Origin of the sequence: Sphaerisporangium sp. NBC_01403, assembly GCF_045040145.1 — a bacterium.
Taxonomy (GTDB): Bacteria; Actinomycetota; Actinomycetes; order Streptosporangiales; family Streptosporangiaceae; genus Sphaerisporangium; species Sphaerisporangium viridialbum.
In genome coordinates, this window is sequence record NZ_CP109534.1 from 3,830,724 (window position 1) to 3,845,987 (window position 15,264).

12 protein-coding genes are annotated in these 15,264 nt (G+C 70.8%); 2 read left to right on the forward strand and 10 right to left on the reverse strand.

What is annotated here, in order from left to right; all coding sequences use genetic code 11:
- Positions 1 to 11: 11 nt before the first annotated feature.
- The 8 genes from OG589_RS17490 to OG589_RS17525 form a co-directional block, all read right to left on the reverse strand.
- Positions 12 to 1,280 carry a M24 family metallopeptidase gene (locus OG589_RS17490; RefSeq protein ID WP_405150322.1) on the reverse strand — a complete coding sequence of 423 codons (1,269 nt, stop codon included), beginning with the start codon at positions 1,278 to 1,280 and terminating at the stop codon, positions 12 to 14.
- A complete protein-coding gene (locus OG589_RS17495; RefSeq protein ID WP_405150324.1) occupies positions 1,277 to 2,197 on the reverse strand; it encodes an NAD(P)-dependent oxidoreductase in 921 nt (306 codons plus the stop codon). Before OG589_RS17495 ends, OG589_RS17490 begins: the two co-directional genes overlap by 4 nt.
- A complete protein-coding gene (locus tag OG589_RS17500) occupies positions 2,194 to 3,291 on the reverse strand; it encodes a zinc-binding dehydrogenase (RefSeq protein WP_405150326.1) in 1,098 nt (365 codons plus the stop codon). Before OG589_RS17500 ends, OG589_RS17495 begins: the two co-directional genes overlap by 4 nt.
- The gene (locus OG589_RS17505) at positions 3,288 to 4,352 is read right to left on the reverse strand and encodes an ABC transporter permease (RefSeq protein WP_405150327.1); all 1,065 of its coding nucleotides are present in this window, start codon (positions 4,350 to 4,352) and stop codon (positions 3,288 to 3,290) included. Before OG589_RS17505 ends, OG589_RS17500 begins: the two co-directional genes overlap by 4 nt.
- Complete coding sequence (locus OG589_RS17510; RefSeq protein WP_405150329.1) at positions 4,349 to 5,893, reverse strand: sugar ABC transporter ATP-binding protein; 1,545 nt, start codon at positions 5,891 to 5,893, stop codon at positions 4,349 to 4,351. Before OG589_RS17510 ends, OG589_RS17505 begins: the two co-directional genes overlap by 4 nt.
- 98 nt (positions 5,894 to 5,991) lie before the next feature.
- Positions 5,992 to 7,032 (reverse strand): sugar ABC transporter substrate-binding protein, encoded by a 1,041-nt coding sequence (locus tag OG589_RS17515; protein ID WP_405150331.1) that lies wholly within the window; start codon positions 7,030 to 7,032, stop codon positions 5,992 to 5,994.
- 99 nt (positions 7,033 to 7,131) lie between these two features.
- On the reverse strand, positions 7,132 to 7,908 hold the full coding sequence (locus OG589_RS17520; protein ID WP_405150333.1) for a GntR family transcriptional regulator: 777 nt from the start codon (positions 7,906 to 7,908) through the stop codon (positions 7,132 to 7,134).
- Positions 7,908 to 8,432, reverse strand: a complete 525-nt coding sequence (locus tag OG589_RS17525) for a VOC family protein (protein ID WP_405150335.1) — start codon at positions 8,430 to 8,432, stop codon at positions 7,908 to 7,910. Before OG589_RS17525 ends, OG589_RS17520 begins: the two co-directional genes overlap by 1 nt.
- Positions 8,433 to 8,768: 336 nt before the next feature.
- On the opposite strand from OG589_RS17525, the gene OG589_RS17530 reads away from it, so the two are divergent.
- The gene (locus OG589_RS17530; protein ID WP_405150337.1) at positions 8,769 to 10,991 is read left to right on the forward strand and encodes a thiamine pyrophosphate-dependent enzyme; all 2,223 of its coding nucleotides are present in this window, start codon (positions 8,769 to 8,771) and stop codon (positions 10,989 to 10,991) included.
- A 23-nt stretch (positions 10,992 to 11,014) separates the two neighbouring features.
- Entirely contained in the window at positions 11,015 to 12,331 is a 1,317-nt protein-coding gene (locus OG589_RS17535) for a dihydrolipoamide acetyltransferase family protein (RefSeq protein WP_405150339.1), read from the forward strand.
- Positions 12,332 to 12,528: 197 nt separating this feature from the next.
- On the opposite strand, the gene OG589_RS17540 is transcribed toward OG589_RS17535, so the two are convergent.
- Together OG589_RS17540 and OG589_RS17545 are read right to left on the reverse strand one after the other, a co-directional pair.
- Complete coding sequence (locus OG589_RS17540) at positions 12,529 to 14,916, reverse strand: lantibiotic dehydratase (RefSeq protein ID WP_405150341.1); 2,388 nt, start codon at positions 14,914 to 14,916, stop codon at positions 12,529 to 12,531.
- Positions 14,917 to 14,931: 15 nt separating this feature from the next.
- Positions 14,932 to 15,219, reverse strand: a complete 288-nt coding sequence (locus OG589_RS17545; protein WP_405150343.1) for an acyl carrier protein — start codon at positions 15,217 to 15,219, stop codon at positions 14,932 to 14,934.
- Positions 15,220 to 15,264 lie beyond the last annotated feature (45 nt).

A 15,264-nucleotide genomic window follows, 5' to 3' on the forward strand; every position in this document is an offset into this window, starting at 1 on the left:
GCGGCCCGGTGTCAGTACGGGTTCGCGACGAACAGTTCCTGCGCGGGGAACAGCGTGATGACCTTGGCCCCCTGCGAGGTCACGACGACCTCCTCCTCGATGCGCGCCGCGGACGCGCCGTCGGAGGCCGGGCAGTAGGTCTCCAGTGCGAAGACCATCCCCTCCTCGATCCTGACCGGGTGCTCGATCGAGTTGAGGCGCGAGATGATCGGCCGCTCGTGCAGGCCGAGCCCGAGCCCGTGGCCGAACTGGAGCCCGAACGCCTCCATCTCGGAGGCGAAGCCGAACTCCTGGGCGGTGGGCCACGCCTTGGCGATCTCGTCGGTCCAGGTGCCCGGCTTGACCAGTTCGATCGCGGCATCGATCCACTCGCGGGCCTTGGTGTACGCGTCGCGCTGCGAGGGGGTCGACGAGCCGACGTTCAGCGTGCGGTAGTAGCAGGTCCGGTAGCCGTTGTAGGACTGGATGATGTCGAAGAAGCAGGTGTCGCCCGGGCGGATGATGCGGTCGGTGAAGTTGTGCGGGTGCGGGTTGCACCGCTCCCCCGACACCGCGTTGATCGCCTCGACGTCGTCGGAGCCCATCTCGTAGAGGTAGGCGTTGGCGAGGGCCACCAGGTCGTTCTCCCGGATGCCCGGCTTGAGCGCGTCCGAGATCCGCTGGTAGACGCCGTCGACCATCGCGGCGGCCTGCGACAGCAGCAGGATCTCGTCCATGCTCTTGATCTGCCGGGCCTCCAGCATCACCTGCTGGCCGTCGGCCACGGTGAGGCCCGCCTGCTGCATGGCCAGCATCATCGGCGGCTCGGCGATGTCGACGCCGACGGGGGCGTCCTGCTGCCCGGCCTCGACGAGCAGGTCACGGATCTCCTGCACGGCCCGGGTGAACAGGCCGACCTCGGGGGCCACCGCGCCGCGCAGGCCCACCATGCCGGCGCGGCAGTTCTCGGGCAGCAGCCACGGAGCGTAGAGCCTGTGGTGCTTGGCGGCCGAGCCGAAGTCCCACAGCACCGGCTCGCGCCCGCGTACCAGCAGCGCGTAGCGGGTCATCTTGTCGCGCGACCACTCGCCGATGACCGAGCCGGTCAGGTAGCGGATGTTGTTCACGTCGAAGACGAGCATGGCGCCGAGGTCGGAGTTCTCCAGGGCGGCGCGGGCGCGTGCGAGGCGGTAGTCGCGCAGCCGGGTGAAGTCGACGCGTGTCTCGAAGTCCACCGACATGTGACCGGGCGCGCCGATGGCACGCGGGTCGATCGTGTGGGGGTTCGTCGTCGTTGTCATGAAGGCTCCTCGATCTGATCGGTCGGACCTGTGGCGGGCCGGCGTCCCTCGGACGGTTCGAGGCCCGCGGCCCGGGCCTGGACGGTGAGCAGCGACAGGAAGTCCAGCTCGCCGTATCCCTGGGCGATGGCTGACAGCAGCAGCGTGCGGACCAGGCCGATGACCGGCATGGGCACCTGCCGGGACGACGCCTCGTGCAGGCCGAGGTCGAGGTCCTTCAGCAGAAGGCGGGAGGTGAACGTCGGCGTCATGTCCAGGCGGCTGATGGCGTCGGTCTTGTAGCGGGTGAAGGTCGAGCCCACGACGCTGTCGTTGATGAACTCCATGAAGACGTCCCGGTCGACGCCGAGGCTCTCGCACAGCACGACGACCTCGGCGAGGCCCTGCGTCGTCACGCCGAGCAGCAGGTTGTGGCAGATCTTCAGCAGCCGCGCCTCGTCCTGCCCGCCGACGTAGGTGGCCTTGCGGCCGATGGTCTCCAGCACGCCCCGCGCCCGTTCGAAGGCCTCGCGGGAGCCGGAGCACACGAACGACGCCGTGCCCGCCTCGACGGCGGAGGGGTTGCCGCTGACGGGGGCGGACAGGAACGGCACGCCGGCCGGCGCCGCCGCCTCCCGTACCCGGCGTGATGCCTCCAGCGAGACCGTGGAGGTGTCGACCAGAAGGGGCGGGCGCGACGGGCCGGCGAGGATCCGCTCGGCGACCTCTTCCAGGTCGGCGGAGGCCGCGAGGCTCGTGATGACCACGTCGCGTCCGGCCAGGTCCCTGGGGTCGGCGGCGACGTCCGCGCCGGCGGCCCGCAGCGGCTCGGCCCGTTCCGGTGTGCGGTTCCAGACCGTCACGTGGTGCCCGGCCTGCAGGAGCCGCCGCACCATGGCGCCGCCCATCCGGCCTGTTCCGATCCATCCGATGCTCATGACGCCGCCGGTTCCTCAGTGGGGGAGGTCGACGCGCGCAGGTCCGACAGGTCGACGACGAGCTTGGGCCGGGGCCGTCCGGGCTCGCGCATGCGGTCGAAGGCGTGCCGCGCTTCCGCGACGGGTAGCACCTGCTCGATGAGCGCCGCCGGGCGTACCGCCCCGGTGGCGATCATGTGCAGCGCCCGGGGCATCAGGTGGACCCCGCCGAGGACGCCGGAGAGCTGGAGTCCCTTGCTGACGAAGGCCGCGAGGTCGACGCCGTCCACCGGCCGGCCGGGGATCCCGACCTGCAGGATGCGGCCGGCGATCCCGGCGATCCGCGTCAGCAGCGGGCCGATGCTCGCCGCGCCGGTCGCCTCGATCACCACCGGATAGGCGTCACCGGGAGCCTGGTCCGGCGTCATGACGGCGCGGGCGCCGAACTCGCGCGCGGCGGCGAGCCCTTCGGGGTCGATGCCGATGACGTCGACCGGGCAGTTCATCGCCGCGCCGACCTGCACCGCGAGCAGGCCGAGGGTGCCCGTGCCGAGCACGGCGACGGCCTCCCCCGGCTGTACGGCGGCCCGCTCGTAGGCGTTGAGCACCGTCACCAGCGGCTCGCCGAGGAGCGCGTGCGCGGTCTCGACCTCCGGCGGGATGACGTGGACGTTCGCCGCGGGGATGCGCAGGAAGTGCGCCGCCGCGCCGGGCACGCCGCCCCGCACGCCGAGCTCGTACCGGTTCGGGCAGAGGTTGTAGTGGCCGCCCCGGCAGGTCAGGCACTGCCCGCACGAGAGGAACGGCTCGCCGACCACCCGCCGGCCGACCAGGTCGGACGGGACGGACGGCCCGGCCGCCACGACCTCGCCGGCCCACTCGTGGCCGAAGCGGATCGGGAAGCTGGTGAGGCCGCCGACCACATACGCGCTGGTGCCGTCGAGCAGGTGGACGTCGGTGCCGCAGATCCCGAGGTACTGGACGCGTACCAGGACCTGCCCCTCGGCCGGGGCCGGCACCGGCACGCCCTCGACCGTGAGGATGCCCGGCGCGCTGAACACCAGGGCCGACATCACGCCGGTCGGCCAGTCGCCGTTCGGGGCCGTGGCGCTCATCCGGCACGCCTCGGGCCGGAGAAGCGGTGCGAGGACAGCCAGCCGATGAGCAGCGCCGCGAGGATGATCGCGCCGTAGGCGGCGTTGATCCAGAACGACGGGACGTTCGACAGCGTGAGGATGTTCTGGATGATGCCGAGCAGGATCACGCCGAGCCCTGCGCCGATCAGGTTGCCCCGGCCGCCGTTGAGGCTGATGCCGCCGATGACCGCCGCGGCGAACACCGTGAAGATCAGGTTGTCGCCCTGGTTGGCCGTGACCGACGCGATGCGGCCGGTCAGCATCAGCCCCGCGACCGCCGCGAGGATGCTGCCGGCCAGCACGACGCCGATCGTCAGCCGGGTGGTGCGGATGCCGGCGGCGCGGGCCGCCTCGTGGTTGCCGCCCATGGCGTACAGGCTGCGGCCGGTCGGGGTGTACTCCATGAACACGAACGCGGCGGCGAAGGCGAGCACGAAGATCCATGCCTGGACGGGAAGGCCGAGGATGACGCCGTCGCCGAGGTAGGTCATGGCCCGGGGAAGCACCGCGTAGGTCTGCCCGCCGGACAGCCCGATGGTCAGGCCCTGCAGCAGGATCAGCATCGCCAGCGTCACGATGAACGCGTTGAGCTTCAGCTTGGCGATCATGAACCCGTTGGCCAGCCCGATCAGCAGCACGGCGGGGATCGCGATGAGGATCGCCACCGCGAACGGCAGGCCGAGGCCGTTGTCGGCGGTGCTGGAGACCAGGACGGCGAGCAGCATCGGCGCGAAGCCCACGGTCGACTGCAGCGACAGGTCGAAGTAGCCGCTGATCAGGATCAGGCTCTCGGCGATGACGAGCACGCCGAGCACGGCGGACGTCGTGATGATGTTGTCGATGATGTTGGTGGTTGTGAGGAACGCGGGGCTCACGACCGTGCCCACGATCATCGCGACGACGATGATGGGGATGAGCGCGAGCACCACCGGGTCGACGGCCCGGCGGGTGCGCCGTGCTGCCGTCCGTGGTCGCTCGGCCGGTTCGGCGCGGACGGGCGCTCTCTCCTGGAGCAGCTTCTTCGGTGCCGGTGTACTCACTGTTGATCTCCTTCTCCGGAGGAGAGACGTCGGTCCGCCTCGGCGGCCGTGCCGCTGCCCTGGACGGCGGCGGCGATCATGCTCTCGTTGAACGGCGGGCGCAGTTCGGCGGACACCTCTCCCTGGAGCATGGCGACGACGCGGTCGCAGACCTCCAGGTCACCGTCGTCGGAGGTCACGATCAGCACGGCCTGTCCCTTGCGCTTCAGCTCGTCGATCGTCGTGTAGATCGACTTCTTGGCGGACACGTCGACGCCCGCCGTGGGGTTGGTGAGGACCAGGACCCTCGGCTCGGCGGCGACCGAACGGGCCAGCACGACCTTCTGCTGGTTGCCGCCGCTGAGCTCCTCGGTGGCCTGCGACGCTCCGTGGGCCTTGATGCTCCACTCGTCCGCGAGCCGGCGGTAGAACGCGTCCCGCCGCTTGGAGCTGATCAGCCGGAAGCGGTTGACGAACCTCGGCATGATCCCGAGCGTCGCGTTCTCGGCCACGCTCATCGCGGGCACGTAGCCGCTGATGTGCCGGTCCTCCGGGGTGAACCCGACCCCGGCGAGGATGCAGCCTCGGATGTCGCCGAGGGGCAGCGGCCTGCCGTCCAGGGTGACGGTGCCGGCGTCGACGCGGCGCTGCCCGGTGAGGACCTCGGCGAGCTGCATGTGGCCGGCCCCGTCGAGCCCGGTGAGCCCCACGCACTCGCCCGGCCGCAGTTCGAGGTCGACCTGCTTGATCTTGGGGGCGACGCTCACGCCGGAGGCGACGAGCACGGGCGGACGGCCGTCGTCCACCGGCCCGGCCTCGTCGCGCCGCACCGCGCCCGGGACGGCGCCGGGGACGGCCGCCTCCCCCACCATCGCCTCGACCAGGTCGGGCATGGTCATCCGGTCGAGCCGCCCGGTGACGACGACCGCGCCGTCCCGCAGGACGGTGACGGAGTCGCAGACCTCGAAGATCTCGTGCAGGTGGTGGGAGACGTAGATGATGGTGACGCCCCGGGCGCGGGCCCTCTCGATGTGGTTGAACAGGCGTTGCGAGGCGCCCCGGTCCAGGCCCGCGGTCGGCTCGTCGAGGAGCAGCACCTTCGGGCCGAGGGACAGGACCCGGCAGATCTCGACGACCTTGCGTTCGAGCGGCTCCAGCTGCTCGACCGGAGTGCCCGCGAGATGCCCGCACTCCCACTCGTCCAGCAGCGCGACGGCCCGCCGCATGACCTCCGGCCAGCGGATGAGCCCGCCCGCCGAGCGCGGGTACCGCATGAGCGCGATGTTCTCCGCCGCCGTCGCCGCGGGGATCAACGTGCTCCGCTGGTACACGCAGCCGATCGTCGAGGCGTCACCGATCGCGTCCCCGGCCAGCACCTTGATCGAACCGGTGTCGGGCTGGGTGAGGCCGGTGAGGATCGACATGAGCGTCGACTTGCCGGCCCCGTTCTTGCCGATCAGGGCGCGGGACTCGCCCTGATCGACGGTGAGGGACACCTGCGACAACGCCTGCGTGGGGCCGAACGCCTTGGAGACGTTGTCGACCACGATGGCCTGTGGCATGGCTTACGCGCCTTCCTTCCGCGGGTTCCAGGGGTTCGCCGGTCGTCCGGCGAAGGCGTGCCACTCCCCGCTGCGGGCACGCCCGTGCCGGGCCGGGATCAGCCGTTGCCCCACAGGGCCGCGTCGTCGGCGTTGTCCTTGGTGACCGTGGGCGAGGGGAGCAGGTCCTGCAGGGAGTCGCCAAGCTGGACGATGGTGCTGTCGTGGTCGGTCGGGCCCGGCTGGAACGTCTTGCCGGCCATGGCGTCCTTGATGTACTGGATGCCGTACTTCGCGTAGAGGTCCAGCGGCTGGGAGATGACGGCGTCGAGCGTGCCGGCCCGAACGGCGTCCAGGGCGGCCTTCGACCCGTCGATGCCCACGCTCACGATGTGGCCGGCGTCGCCGGCCTTGGTGAGCTTGCCCTGGTTCTGCAGCACCTTCTGCACGCCGGCGAGGCAGACCGACTCGCTGCCCATGAACAGGCCGGTGATCTTCTGGGTGCTCAGGACCGTCTGCGCCTGGGTCGCGCACTCGTCGGGCTTCCAGTTCATCGGCTTGGAGACGACCTTGACCTTGGGGTACTGCTCGGCCATGCAGTCGGTGAAGCCCTTGCTGCGGTCCTGGCCGTTCTGGGTGGCGAGGTCGCCCTGGAGGTTCAGCACGCTGCCCTCGCCGCCGAGCTGCTTGCCCATGTACTCGCAGGCGGCCTTGCCCATGTAGACGTTGTCGGCGCGGACGATCATCGTGATCTTGCCGCTGTCCGACCCGAGGTCGACGGAGACGACCGGCACGTTCTTGCTGTTGGCCCGCTGGATCGCCGGCACGATGGCCTTGCTGTCGACGGGAACCACGATGAGCCCCTTGACGCCCCGGCCGAGCAGGGTCGAGATGTCGGCGTTCTGCTTGGCCGCCGCGCCGTCGGCGTTGACGGCCGGGAGCAGGTCGACACCCTGCGCCTTGGCCTGGTCACCGAGCTGCTTGACGAGCTGAACCTGGAACGCGTCGGTCAGGAAGGACTCGGAGTACCCGACCTGCGCCTTGGTGTCCCCGGTCGCGCCCCCCGACGCCGAACCGCTGGAACACGAGGTCACCGTTACGCTGACGGCCGCCGCGAAAAGGGCCAGCACACGACCGGCCTGCTTGCTGTGGTGTGACATTTCATCCTGCTCTGTTGCTCGAAGAGATCATTGTTCGGGTGCCGGTCGCGCGTTGGTTCGCCGCTGCCTGTGCACTGGGGGGACTTGTGATCCTTGCGATCAGTTGTCGCGGACGGACCCGGGCCGAAAGGACGGGGCGGATCCGCCGCCGTTCGCTCGTCCGGGCGGTTCAGACACACCGGTCGTGGGGCCCGGTTCGATGACCGGTACGAGCGCCATGCGGGTACGGCGTATGTGGCCGGCCAGCACCCGCTCGGCGTCGGTGGTGTCGGCACGCCGGATGGCATCGATGAGTAACCGATGCTCGGCGTTGATGACCCAGTCCCGCTGGTGGCCCGCCCGTTCGACATAGGCGCGCCGGTAGGGCTGGGTGATGTTCCACAGCCGCTCCACCATGTCCCGGAGCTCCCGGTACGGATTACCGGAGTAGGACAGAAGGTGCAGCTCACGGTCGAGTTGCAGAAAACGGTCGATGCTTCTGTTCGCCTCGATCTCGTCCTGGATCTCGTCGAGCCGGTCGATCACGGCGGCGGACAGGTGGGGGATGCTCTCGGCCAGGGCGAGCGGTTCAAGACGCTCGCGGATCTTGTAGGTGAGCTCGCACTCCTCCATGTCCATCTGCGAGACCCACGCGCCGCTGTTGGCCTTCAGGGTGACCAGGCCCTGGGAGTGCAGTATCCGCAGCGCCTCGCGTACGGGCAGCCGGCTCGCGCCGAACTCGCGGGCGACCTCCTCCTGCCGGATCCGCGCGCCGGGCCCGAGCGCGCCGGACAGGATGCGCTCGCGCAGGTGCTCGGCGATCCGGTGGCTGGCCACGCCCGCCTCCGCCTCAGGCGCCGGCTCGGTGCCGGGGGACGATGACGCGTCGTCTGTCATCAGGTCACTTCCTCGCCTTCGTGTTCCAGGTACCAGGCCCGGCCGTGCGGATAGGTCACAAGCTCGAACTGGGCGCCCCACGGCGCCAGGAAGTAGACCCAGCGCTGGCCCTTGTGCGGCCCGCTGCTCGCCGTCGGCTCGCCGAGCACGGTCACTCCGCGTGCCCGCAGGTAGGCCACCGCCGCGTCGATGTCGTGGACGTAGAGGGCGAAGTGGTGCCCGCCGACGTCGCTGTTGCGAGGCGGCGTGCGCCTCTGGTCGGGGGCCGTGTACTCGAACACCTCGAAGACCGGCTGGGTGCCGCAGCGGAAGAACCGCAGCTTGCGCACTTCGGCGCGAGCGTCCACGTTCAGGTGAGCGGTCATCCAGTCGGCGTCGTCGGACAGCGGGGCAAGCGAGTAGAGGTACTCGCATCCGAGCACGTCGACGAGGAAAGAGGTGGCCTGGTCGAGGTCGGGCACGGTCAGGCCGACGTGGTCCAGGCCGACGAGCCCCGGAAGTCCCGCGGTACCCGGCTCAGCCATCCCATCCACCTCCACTCTGTTGCGGGCCCGTTTCGTCGAAGTTACGGACCCTGTCGCATCCGAAGCCCTAATCCGTCTTATGGATCCAATCGGCTCCGTTGGATCGGTAGCTTGGTCGCGCAAAGTGGACGAAGTCAATGGTAAGTACCCAATCCTGCGTTACAAACAGATAACGCCCATATGAGATCGGATCCATTTTGTGTCATGGTCTGTAACCAGCCGCAGAAGCGGCGAAGGGCGCGCAGACCGGTCGTCACCCTGGTCCTCGGCCACCCCCCCCTCGCGCTCTCGCAGCCGGAACCGCCCGGCCACGGCCTGTCTACCTAGAGAGACCTCATGACCTCACACCAGGACCTCGCCGCTCCCTCTCCCTGGGTGGAGCTCACCACCACCGAAGCGGACTGGGACGCGGCCGACCCCGGCCTCCTGCGCACGATGCTCGGCCAGCTCGTGCTGATCCGATCCTTCGAGCAGTACGTGCTCGAACTGGCCTCGGCCGGCCTCGTGCACGGCCCGGCGCATTCGAGCATCGGCCAGGAGGCGGGCGCGGTCGGATCGATCGTCTCCCTGACGTCCTCGGACACCATCACCGGCTCGCACCGGGGCCACCACCAGTTCCTCGCCAAGGCGCTCGGGCACGCCGTTCCCGCGGGATGGGATCCACGCGAGGAACTGCCGGCGGGCGTCACGGACGTGCTGACGCGCACCCTGGCCGAGATCTGCGGGCTGTCACGCGGTTTCTGCAGAGGCCGTGGCGGCTCGATGCACCTTCAGTGGCGCGAGGCCGGCGCCATGGGGACCAACGCCATCGTCGGCGGCGGCGTTCCGCAGGCCGCCGGGTTCGCCTGGGCGCACCGCCACGCCCGCACCGACGCCGTGTCGGTCGCCTACTTCGGCGACGGGGCGGCGAACATCGGTTCCGTCCTCGAGACGCTCAACCTGGCCGCCGCCTGGTCGCTCCCGGTGTGCTTCTTCATCGAGAACAACCAGTACGCGGTGTCCACGCACGTCAGCGAGGTGACCGCCGAGCCGCGCCTCTCGGTGCGCGGCCTCGGCTTCGCCATCCCGAGCTGGCGCGTGGACGGCATGGACCCGCTCGCGGTCCACCTGGCCACGCAGGAGGCCCTGGCGCACATGCGCGCCGGCAACGGCCCGACGGTCATCGAGGCCGACCTTTACCGGTACTTCCACCAGAACGGCCCCTTCCCGGGCAGCGCCTTCGGGTACCGCTCCAAGGAGGAGGAGAAGCGGTGGCGGGAGCGCGACCCCATCACGCTGATGACCGAGCGCCTCGCGCGCCGTGGCATCCTGAGCTCCGACGAGGTCGAGCGGGCCACCGAGCGGGCCGACACCGCGATGCGGAGCATCGGCGACGGCCTTCTCGAACCCGACCCCGCCGGCAAGCCCGGGCAGCGCCGCATCAGGCCGGAGGAATGGCCGGAGCCCACCTTCAGCGACGTCGGAGTGCGAGGCGACCTCTCGGAGCTCGGCACCGGCGTCCGCTACGAGGAGGCGGACACCTTCTCCGGGACCATGGCCCAGCGCAGGTTCATCGACGTCGTCTCGGAGGTGATGGCACGGCGCATGTCCACCGACACCTCCATCGTCGTGATGGGTGAGGACGTCCATCGCCTCAGGGGCGGGACCAACGGCGCGACCAAGGGCCTCGCGGACGCCTACCCCGACCGGGTGCTCGGCACGCCGATCAGCGAGAACGCCTTCGCGGGCCTCGCCGGGGGCATGGCGCTCGATCTGCGCTACCGGCCGGTCGTCGAGTTCATGTACGCCGACTTCCTCTGGGTGGCCGCCGACCAGCTCTTCAACCAGATCGGCAAGGCGCGGCACATGTTCGGCGGCGACAACGCGGTGCCTCTCGTGCTGCGCAGCAAGGTCGGCACCGGCACCGGGTACGGCTCCCAGCACTCGATGGACCCCGCCGGGATCTTCGCCACCGCCCCCGGATGGCGCATCGTCGCGCCGAGCACGCCCTTCGACTACGTGGGCCTGCTCAACACCGCCCTGCGGTGCGACGACCCGGTGGTGGTCATCGAGCACGTCGACCTCTACGCGAGCGTCGGCGACGGTCCGGCCGACGACCTCGACTACCACATCCCGGTCGGCAAGGCGGCCGTGCGCAGGCCGGGCTCCGACGTCACCGTGCTGTCCTACCTGTCGATGGTCGCCCACTGCCTGGAGGCGGCCGAGCAGCTCGAAGGGCTCGACCCCGAGATCATCGACCTGCGGTGGCTCGACCGCGCCAGCATCGACTGGGACACGATCGGCGCCAGCGTCAGGAAGACCAACAACGTCCTCATCGTCGAGCAGGGGGCGATCGGCACCTCCTACGGAGGCTGGCTCGCCGACGAGATCCAGCGCCGCTACTTCGACTGGCTCGACCAGCCCGTCCAGCGCGTGACCGGCGGCGAGGCGTCGCCGAGCATCAGCAAGGTCCTCGAACGCGCCGCCATCGCCCGCACCGAGGAAGTAGTCACCAAGCTTCTGGACATGACCGCCGACGGCCCGCTCGCGTCCGAGCGCCGATCCCTGGACCAGGACTGACGAACATGGCCACACTCCTTCGCATGCCAGAGCCGGCGGCCGGCGCCACCAGTGCCACCGTGTCCGAATGGCCGATCGCCGAGCACACCCCCTTCCCCGTCAACGCCGCCATCGCCGTCATCGAGACCGACAAGGCGATCATCGAGATCGAGGCGGAGTCCGAGGGGATCATCCTCAGGGCGCTCGTCCCCGCCGGCACCGAGGTGGACGTCGGCGCCCCGATCGCGCTGCTCGGGTCGCCCGGCGAACAGGCCGGGGACATCGACTCGCTGCTCGCCGAGCTCGGCGCCGCCCCCTCCGGCCCACCCCAGAGCACCCCACCTCAGGACGCGGGCGCCCCGTCCCAGGACACCGGCGCTCCGCCCGGCGCCGTCGAGGCGGACCCACCGCCGAACGGGGACCCGGCCCGGGGACGCGTCTTCGCCAGCCCGCTCGCCCGCCGGCTCGCCCGCGAGGCGGGCCTGACGATCGACCAGATCCCGGGGACAGGGCCTGGAGGCAGGATCGTCAGGCGCGATGTCGAGGCGGCGGCCGAGGCGGCCCTGGCCCGGCGGTCATCCACGTCCACATCCGCCACCCCGCCCTCGCCGGCAGGTCCCCCGGCCGCGCCGGTCGTCGCCGCGCCACCCCCGTACACGGCGCCCGCGCCGTCCCCCTCCGCCACCCACGACGAGATCCCGCACAGCCGTATCCGCAGGGCGATCGCCGCCCGGCTGGTGGAGAGCAAGCAGACCGCCCCCCACTTCTACGTCCGGGGAACCGCCCGCGTGGAGGCGCTGCTGGCCGCGCGGGCGCAGCTCAACCGGGACGGGGCGCCCAAGGTGTCCGTGAACGACATGGTGGTCAAGGCCGTCGCCCGCGCGCACCTGCTCGTGCCCGAAATGAACGTGGTGTGGACGCCGGACGCCGTCCGCCGCCACGCGCACGTGGACGTCTCGGTCGCCATCGCGACCGGCACCGGCCTGCTCACACCGGTGCTGCGCGAGGTCGACACCATGCCGATCGCGGCCGTCGCCGAGACGACGCGGCGGTACGCGGCGGCGGCGCGCGAGGGCAGGCTGCGCCAGAACGAGCTGGAGGGCGGCACCATCACCGTCACCAACCTCGGCATGTTCGGCGTCGAGGAGTTCGCGGCCATCATCAACCCGCCCCAGTCGTCGATCCTCGCGGTCGGTACCGCCAGGGCGGAACCCGTGGTCACCGACGGCGCCGTGGTCGCGGGCACGACCGTCCGCTTCGTGCTGTCGGTCGACCACCGGCCGATCGACGGGACGGTGGCCGCGCGATGGATGTCCGAGTTCGTGGCACTGATCGAGAACCCGGTGCGCATCTTCGCCTAGATCGCGGCCAGGCGGAGGCGGAGGCCGACCTCGGGCCCGCCGCTCCCCCAGGTCAGGCCCAGGAGCTCGACGGACAGACCCGCCGTCAAGAGACATCCCCCCGGCTTTCAGTGGAAAGTTCTGGATACTGAAAGCCGGGCGGGGAGTCCGATAAGTAGCGTTCCTTACCGAACTCGGTCTTGAGGCGGGCCCGCGGTTCAGGGAATCCGCACCAGCGCATCCTGATCGGCGACCGTGTGCTGCGGCAGCGGCCTGGAGCGGTGCTCACGCGAGCCGCCGGCCCTGGCCCGGGTGTCGTCGACGGCCACGAAGCGCAGCTCCGACGTGTAGCGGTTGCCCCGGTCATCGGTCAGCCAGGTCTGTTCGGGAGTGGGCTGCATCTCGCTGATGGTGATCCGGCCCTGCGGGTCATCGCGCAGCAGCCGGCGCACCGCCTTGGCGAAGATGTTCACGTACACAGGGCTGTGGAAGTCCACGTAGAACGGCCGCGGCTCGGTGGGCGACACCACGAACACGAAGCGCGGGAGTTCCCGCGCCGCGCGCCACTGGCCGGCCCGCACGAACCGCTTCGCCTCGTTCTTCTCGTTCGCGAACTCCATCGTCGCCGGATCGAACCGCCAGGTCTCCCGCGCCACCATCATCCGGTCGATCGTCACCCGCGGGAAGTGGTCGGCGTCCTCCGGCACGATCCGGAACATGTCGAGCACCAGCATGGTCAGGGCCTGCGAGAAGATGTCCACGAGGTCGAACTCGCCCCCGTCGGGCAGCACGGCGACGAGCCGGCCGTCGTGGTCCCGCACGAGGACGTCGGCGCTCGGAATCGTGCGCGGGCGGCGCGGATCGGCGCTGGAGTCCGCCAGCGCGACGCAGTAGTCCTGGTCCCGGATGAGCGAGTATCTGGTGCGGGCGGACAGCCGCGCGCGGTGCTCCTTGGGCTGCAGCGGCATCAGGCGTGGCCCAGGATGATCGAGGTCGGTGAGCTCGATCAGCTCCTCGCGGTCGGGATGCTGGTTGACGAAGAGCGACGCGCCCAGCGTGTTGATGGCCAGGTGCAGCTCCCCGAGAGCGAGTTCGAACTCCCCGCGGTTCACCGCGTCCGCGTCGTCCGCCACGACCAGCACATCCGGGCAGGCGTACCGGGCTGTGGCCCACCCCTCGGCGGGCTCGCCGAAGGCCTCGCGGACCCGGTCGGCGATGTCGGCGCGGGTCAGCCGCACGTGTCGCGCGCCGGGCGGCAGACGCAGGATGTCCTCCCAGCACTTCGCGAACTCCCGCTTGAGGTCCGCCGCGTCGGCGACGGCGCCGCTGTGCAGAAGGGGGATGCACGCGAACCAGAAGGTGGCCAGGTCGAGTGGGGCCTCGCCGCGGCCTTTGGTCTGCTCGGCGTGAACCTGGCGGGCGCGGGTCATGACCCGCTGCGCCAGGGTGGAGGTCAGCCAGGCTCCCCCGGACAGCAGCAGGTCCAGCGGGGCCAGGGCGTCGAGCAGCTCGGTGCCGACCCGGACCCGGGCGGCGCGCATGCTGTCGGAGTAGATCAGCGCCCGGCACGGAGCGGCGCCCCCGCCCTTCTGGCGCTGCGCGGCGACCTGGGTCAGATCGGTGAACTCGGTTTCGAGCGCCTCGAGGGCGGCCACGAGCGCCTCGGGATCGCCGGCCGCGTCACGGACCCGGTCCCGGCCGCGTTCGAGGACCCGCAGCTTGGCCAGGGCCCGATCCCGGACGCCGGGGTCGCCGATCTGGCCGAGGAGCTCACGCAGCCGGCGTTCCGGATAGGTGTCCGCGGGCACGTCGAGCCGCCACACGATCCAGCGGCGTCTGACCAGCGTCTCGAGCACGCCGCGCACGTCGACGTGGGCGCCGAGTTCCCGCTGGATGGCGCGGGCCGGCCGGGTGCCGTCGCAGAGCCGGAGCACCTCCCGCTCGACCGGGCCGACCCGCACCGGGGGCAGGCCCGGAACGCTCACCTCGGTGCCGGCCATCCGCACGAACGGCATCCGCCGTGGCGCCAGCCATTCCCGGACGGCCGCGTCCTCGCTGACACAGCGTGCCAGCGCGTCGACCGCCCAGCTTGAGAAGTACACGCCCGACTCGGCGACCAGCCCCACCCCCGGCTCGACCGCCACACCCCGCACCGACCGGTCCCACGTGCCCCAGCCCACCGGGCCGAAGAACCCGATCGTGTCGTTCTTCACGCAGAACCGCTGCCAGTAGTGCGCCACCAGTTCCTCGCGCTGCCGCGCCATGCTCGGCCGCTTGCCCGCCTCCGGCGTCCACCGCAGGAACGGGCCGATCCCCGATGCCAGGACCGTACGGTTCTGCCACGCCACCGCCGACTGGAACAACGGCAGCCCGGCGATCTCCTGCAGCGCCCCCGACACCGACAGCGCCGTGGCCCCGAACCGCTTTTCGAAATCGTCCCACTGGGCCCCCGCCAGTTCCTCCCCCGCGCCGAACTTGTCCGCGGCGGCCGCCAGGCCTTCCGGTGCCAGGCGCAGCACCCCCGATGCCGGGAAGCCCGGTCCCCGCACTGAGAGCTGGGTCCACAACCGCCACTGGCCGACGTGCGGCGCCGATGCGTCCTTCATGTCGGGACTCTCCGTTCAGTTGAGGCCGGCGGCGTCGCCCGCCTGGCCGTCGGCGAGGTCGGCGACGGCGGCGGCGAGGTCGATGGGCGTGGGACAGGCGAACACCAGCGCGACGGGGATCTCGACGTCGAGTGCGGCACGCAGCCGCGCGATGATCTGGAAGGCGGTCATGGAGTCCCCGCCCTCCTCGTAGAAGTCGCTGTCAGGTCCGAGGCCGTCGTGGCGCAGCGTTTCCCGGTACACGGCCACGACCAGCTCGGTCAGGTCGGCGGTGTACGTCCGGTCGTCGTTCGTTGTCGTCATGGGTTTCGCCCTTCCAAGGCCGGCGAGCTGAGACGGGGAGGTGAG

What these genes read in the sequence shown, in the direction of transcription:
- OG589_RS17490 (WP_405150322.1), bottom strand. Translation starts at nt 1,280, where the DNA reads ATGACAACGACGACGAACCCCCACACGATCGACCCGCGTGCCATCGGC.
- OG589_RS17495 (WP_405150324.1), bottom strand. Translation starts at nt 2,197, where the DNA reads ATGAGCATCGGATGGATCGGAACAGGCCGGATGGGCGGCGCCATGGTG.
- OG589_RS17500 (WP_405150326.1), bottom strand. Translation starts at nt 3,291, where the DNA reads ATGAGCGCCACGGCCCCGAACGGCGACTGGCCGACCGGCGTGATGTCG.
- OG589_RS17510 (WP_405150329.1), bottom strand. Translation starts at nt 5,893, where the DNA reads ATGCCACAGGCCATCGTGGTCGACAACGTCTCCAAGGCGTTCGGCCCC.
- OG589_RS17515 (WP_405150331.1), bottom strand. Translation starts at nt 7,032, where the DNA reads ATGTCACACCACAGCAAGCAGGCCGGTCGTGTGCTGGCCCTTTTCGCG.
- OG589_RS17520 (WP_405150333.1), bottom strand. Translation starts at nt 7,908, where the DNA reads ATGACAGACGACGCGTCATCGTCCCCCGGCACCGAGCCGGCGCCTGAG.
- OG589_RS17525 (WP_405150335.1), bottom strand. Translation starts at nt 8,432, where the DNA reads ATGGCTGAGCCGGGTACCGCGGGACTTCCGGGGCTCGTCGGCCTGGAC.
- OG589_RS17530 (WP_405150337.1), top strand. Translation starts at nt 8,769, where the DNA reads ATGACCTCACACCAGGACCTCGCCGCTCCCTCTCCCTGGGTGGAGCTC.
- OG589_RS17535 (WP_405150339.1), top strand. Translation starts at nt 11,015, where the DNA reads ATGCCAGAGCCGGCGGCCGGCGCCACCAGTGCCACCGTGTCCGAATGG.
- OG589_RS17540 (WP_405150341.1), bottom strand. Translation starts at nt 14,916, where the DNA reads ATGAAGGACGCATCGGCGCCGCACGTCGGCCAGTGGCGGTTGTGGACC.
- OG589_RS17545 (WP_405150343.1), bottom strand. Translation starts at nt 15,219, where the DNA reads ATGACGACAACGAACGACGACCGGACGTACACCGCCGACCTGACCGAG.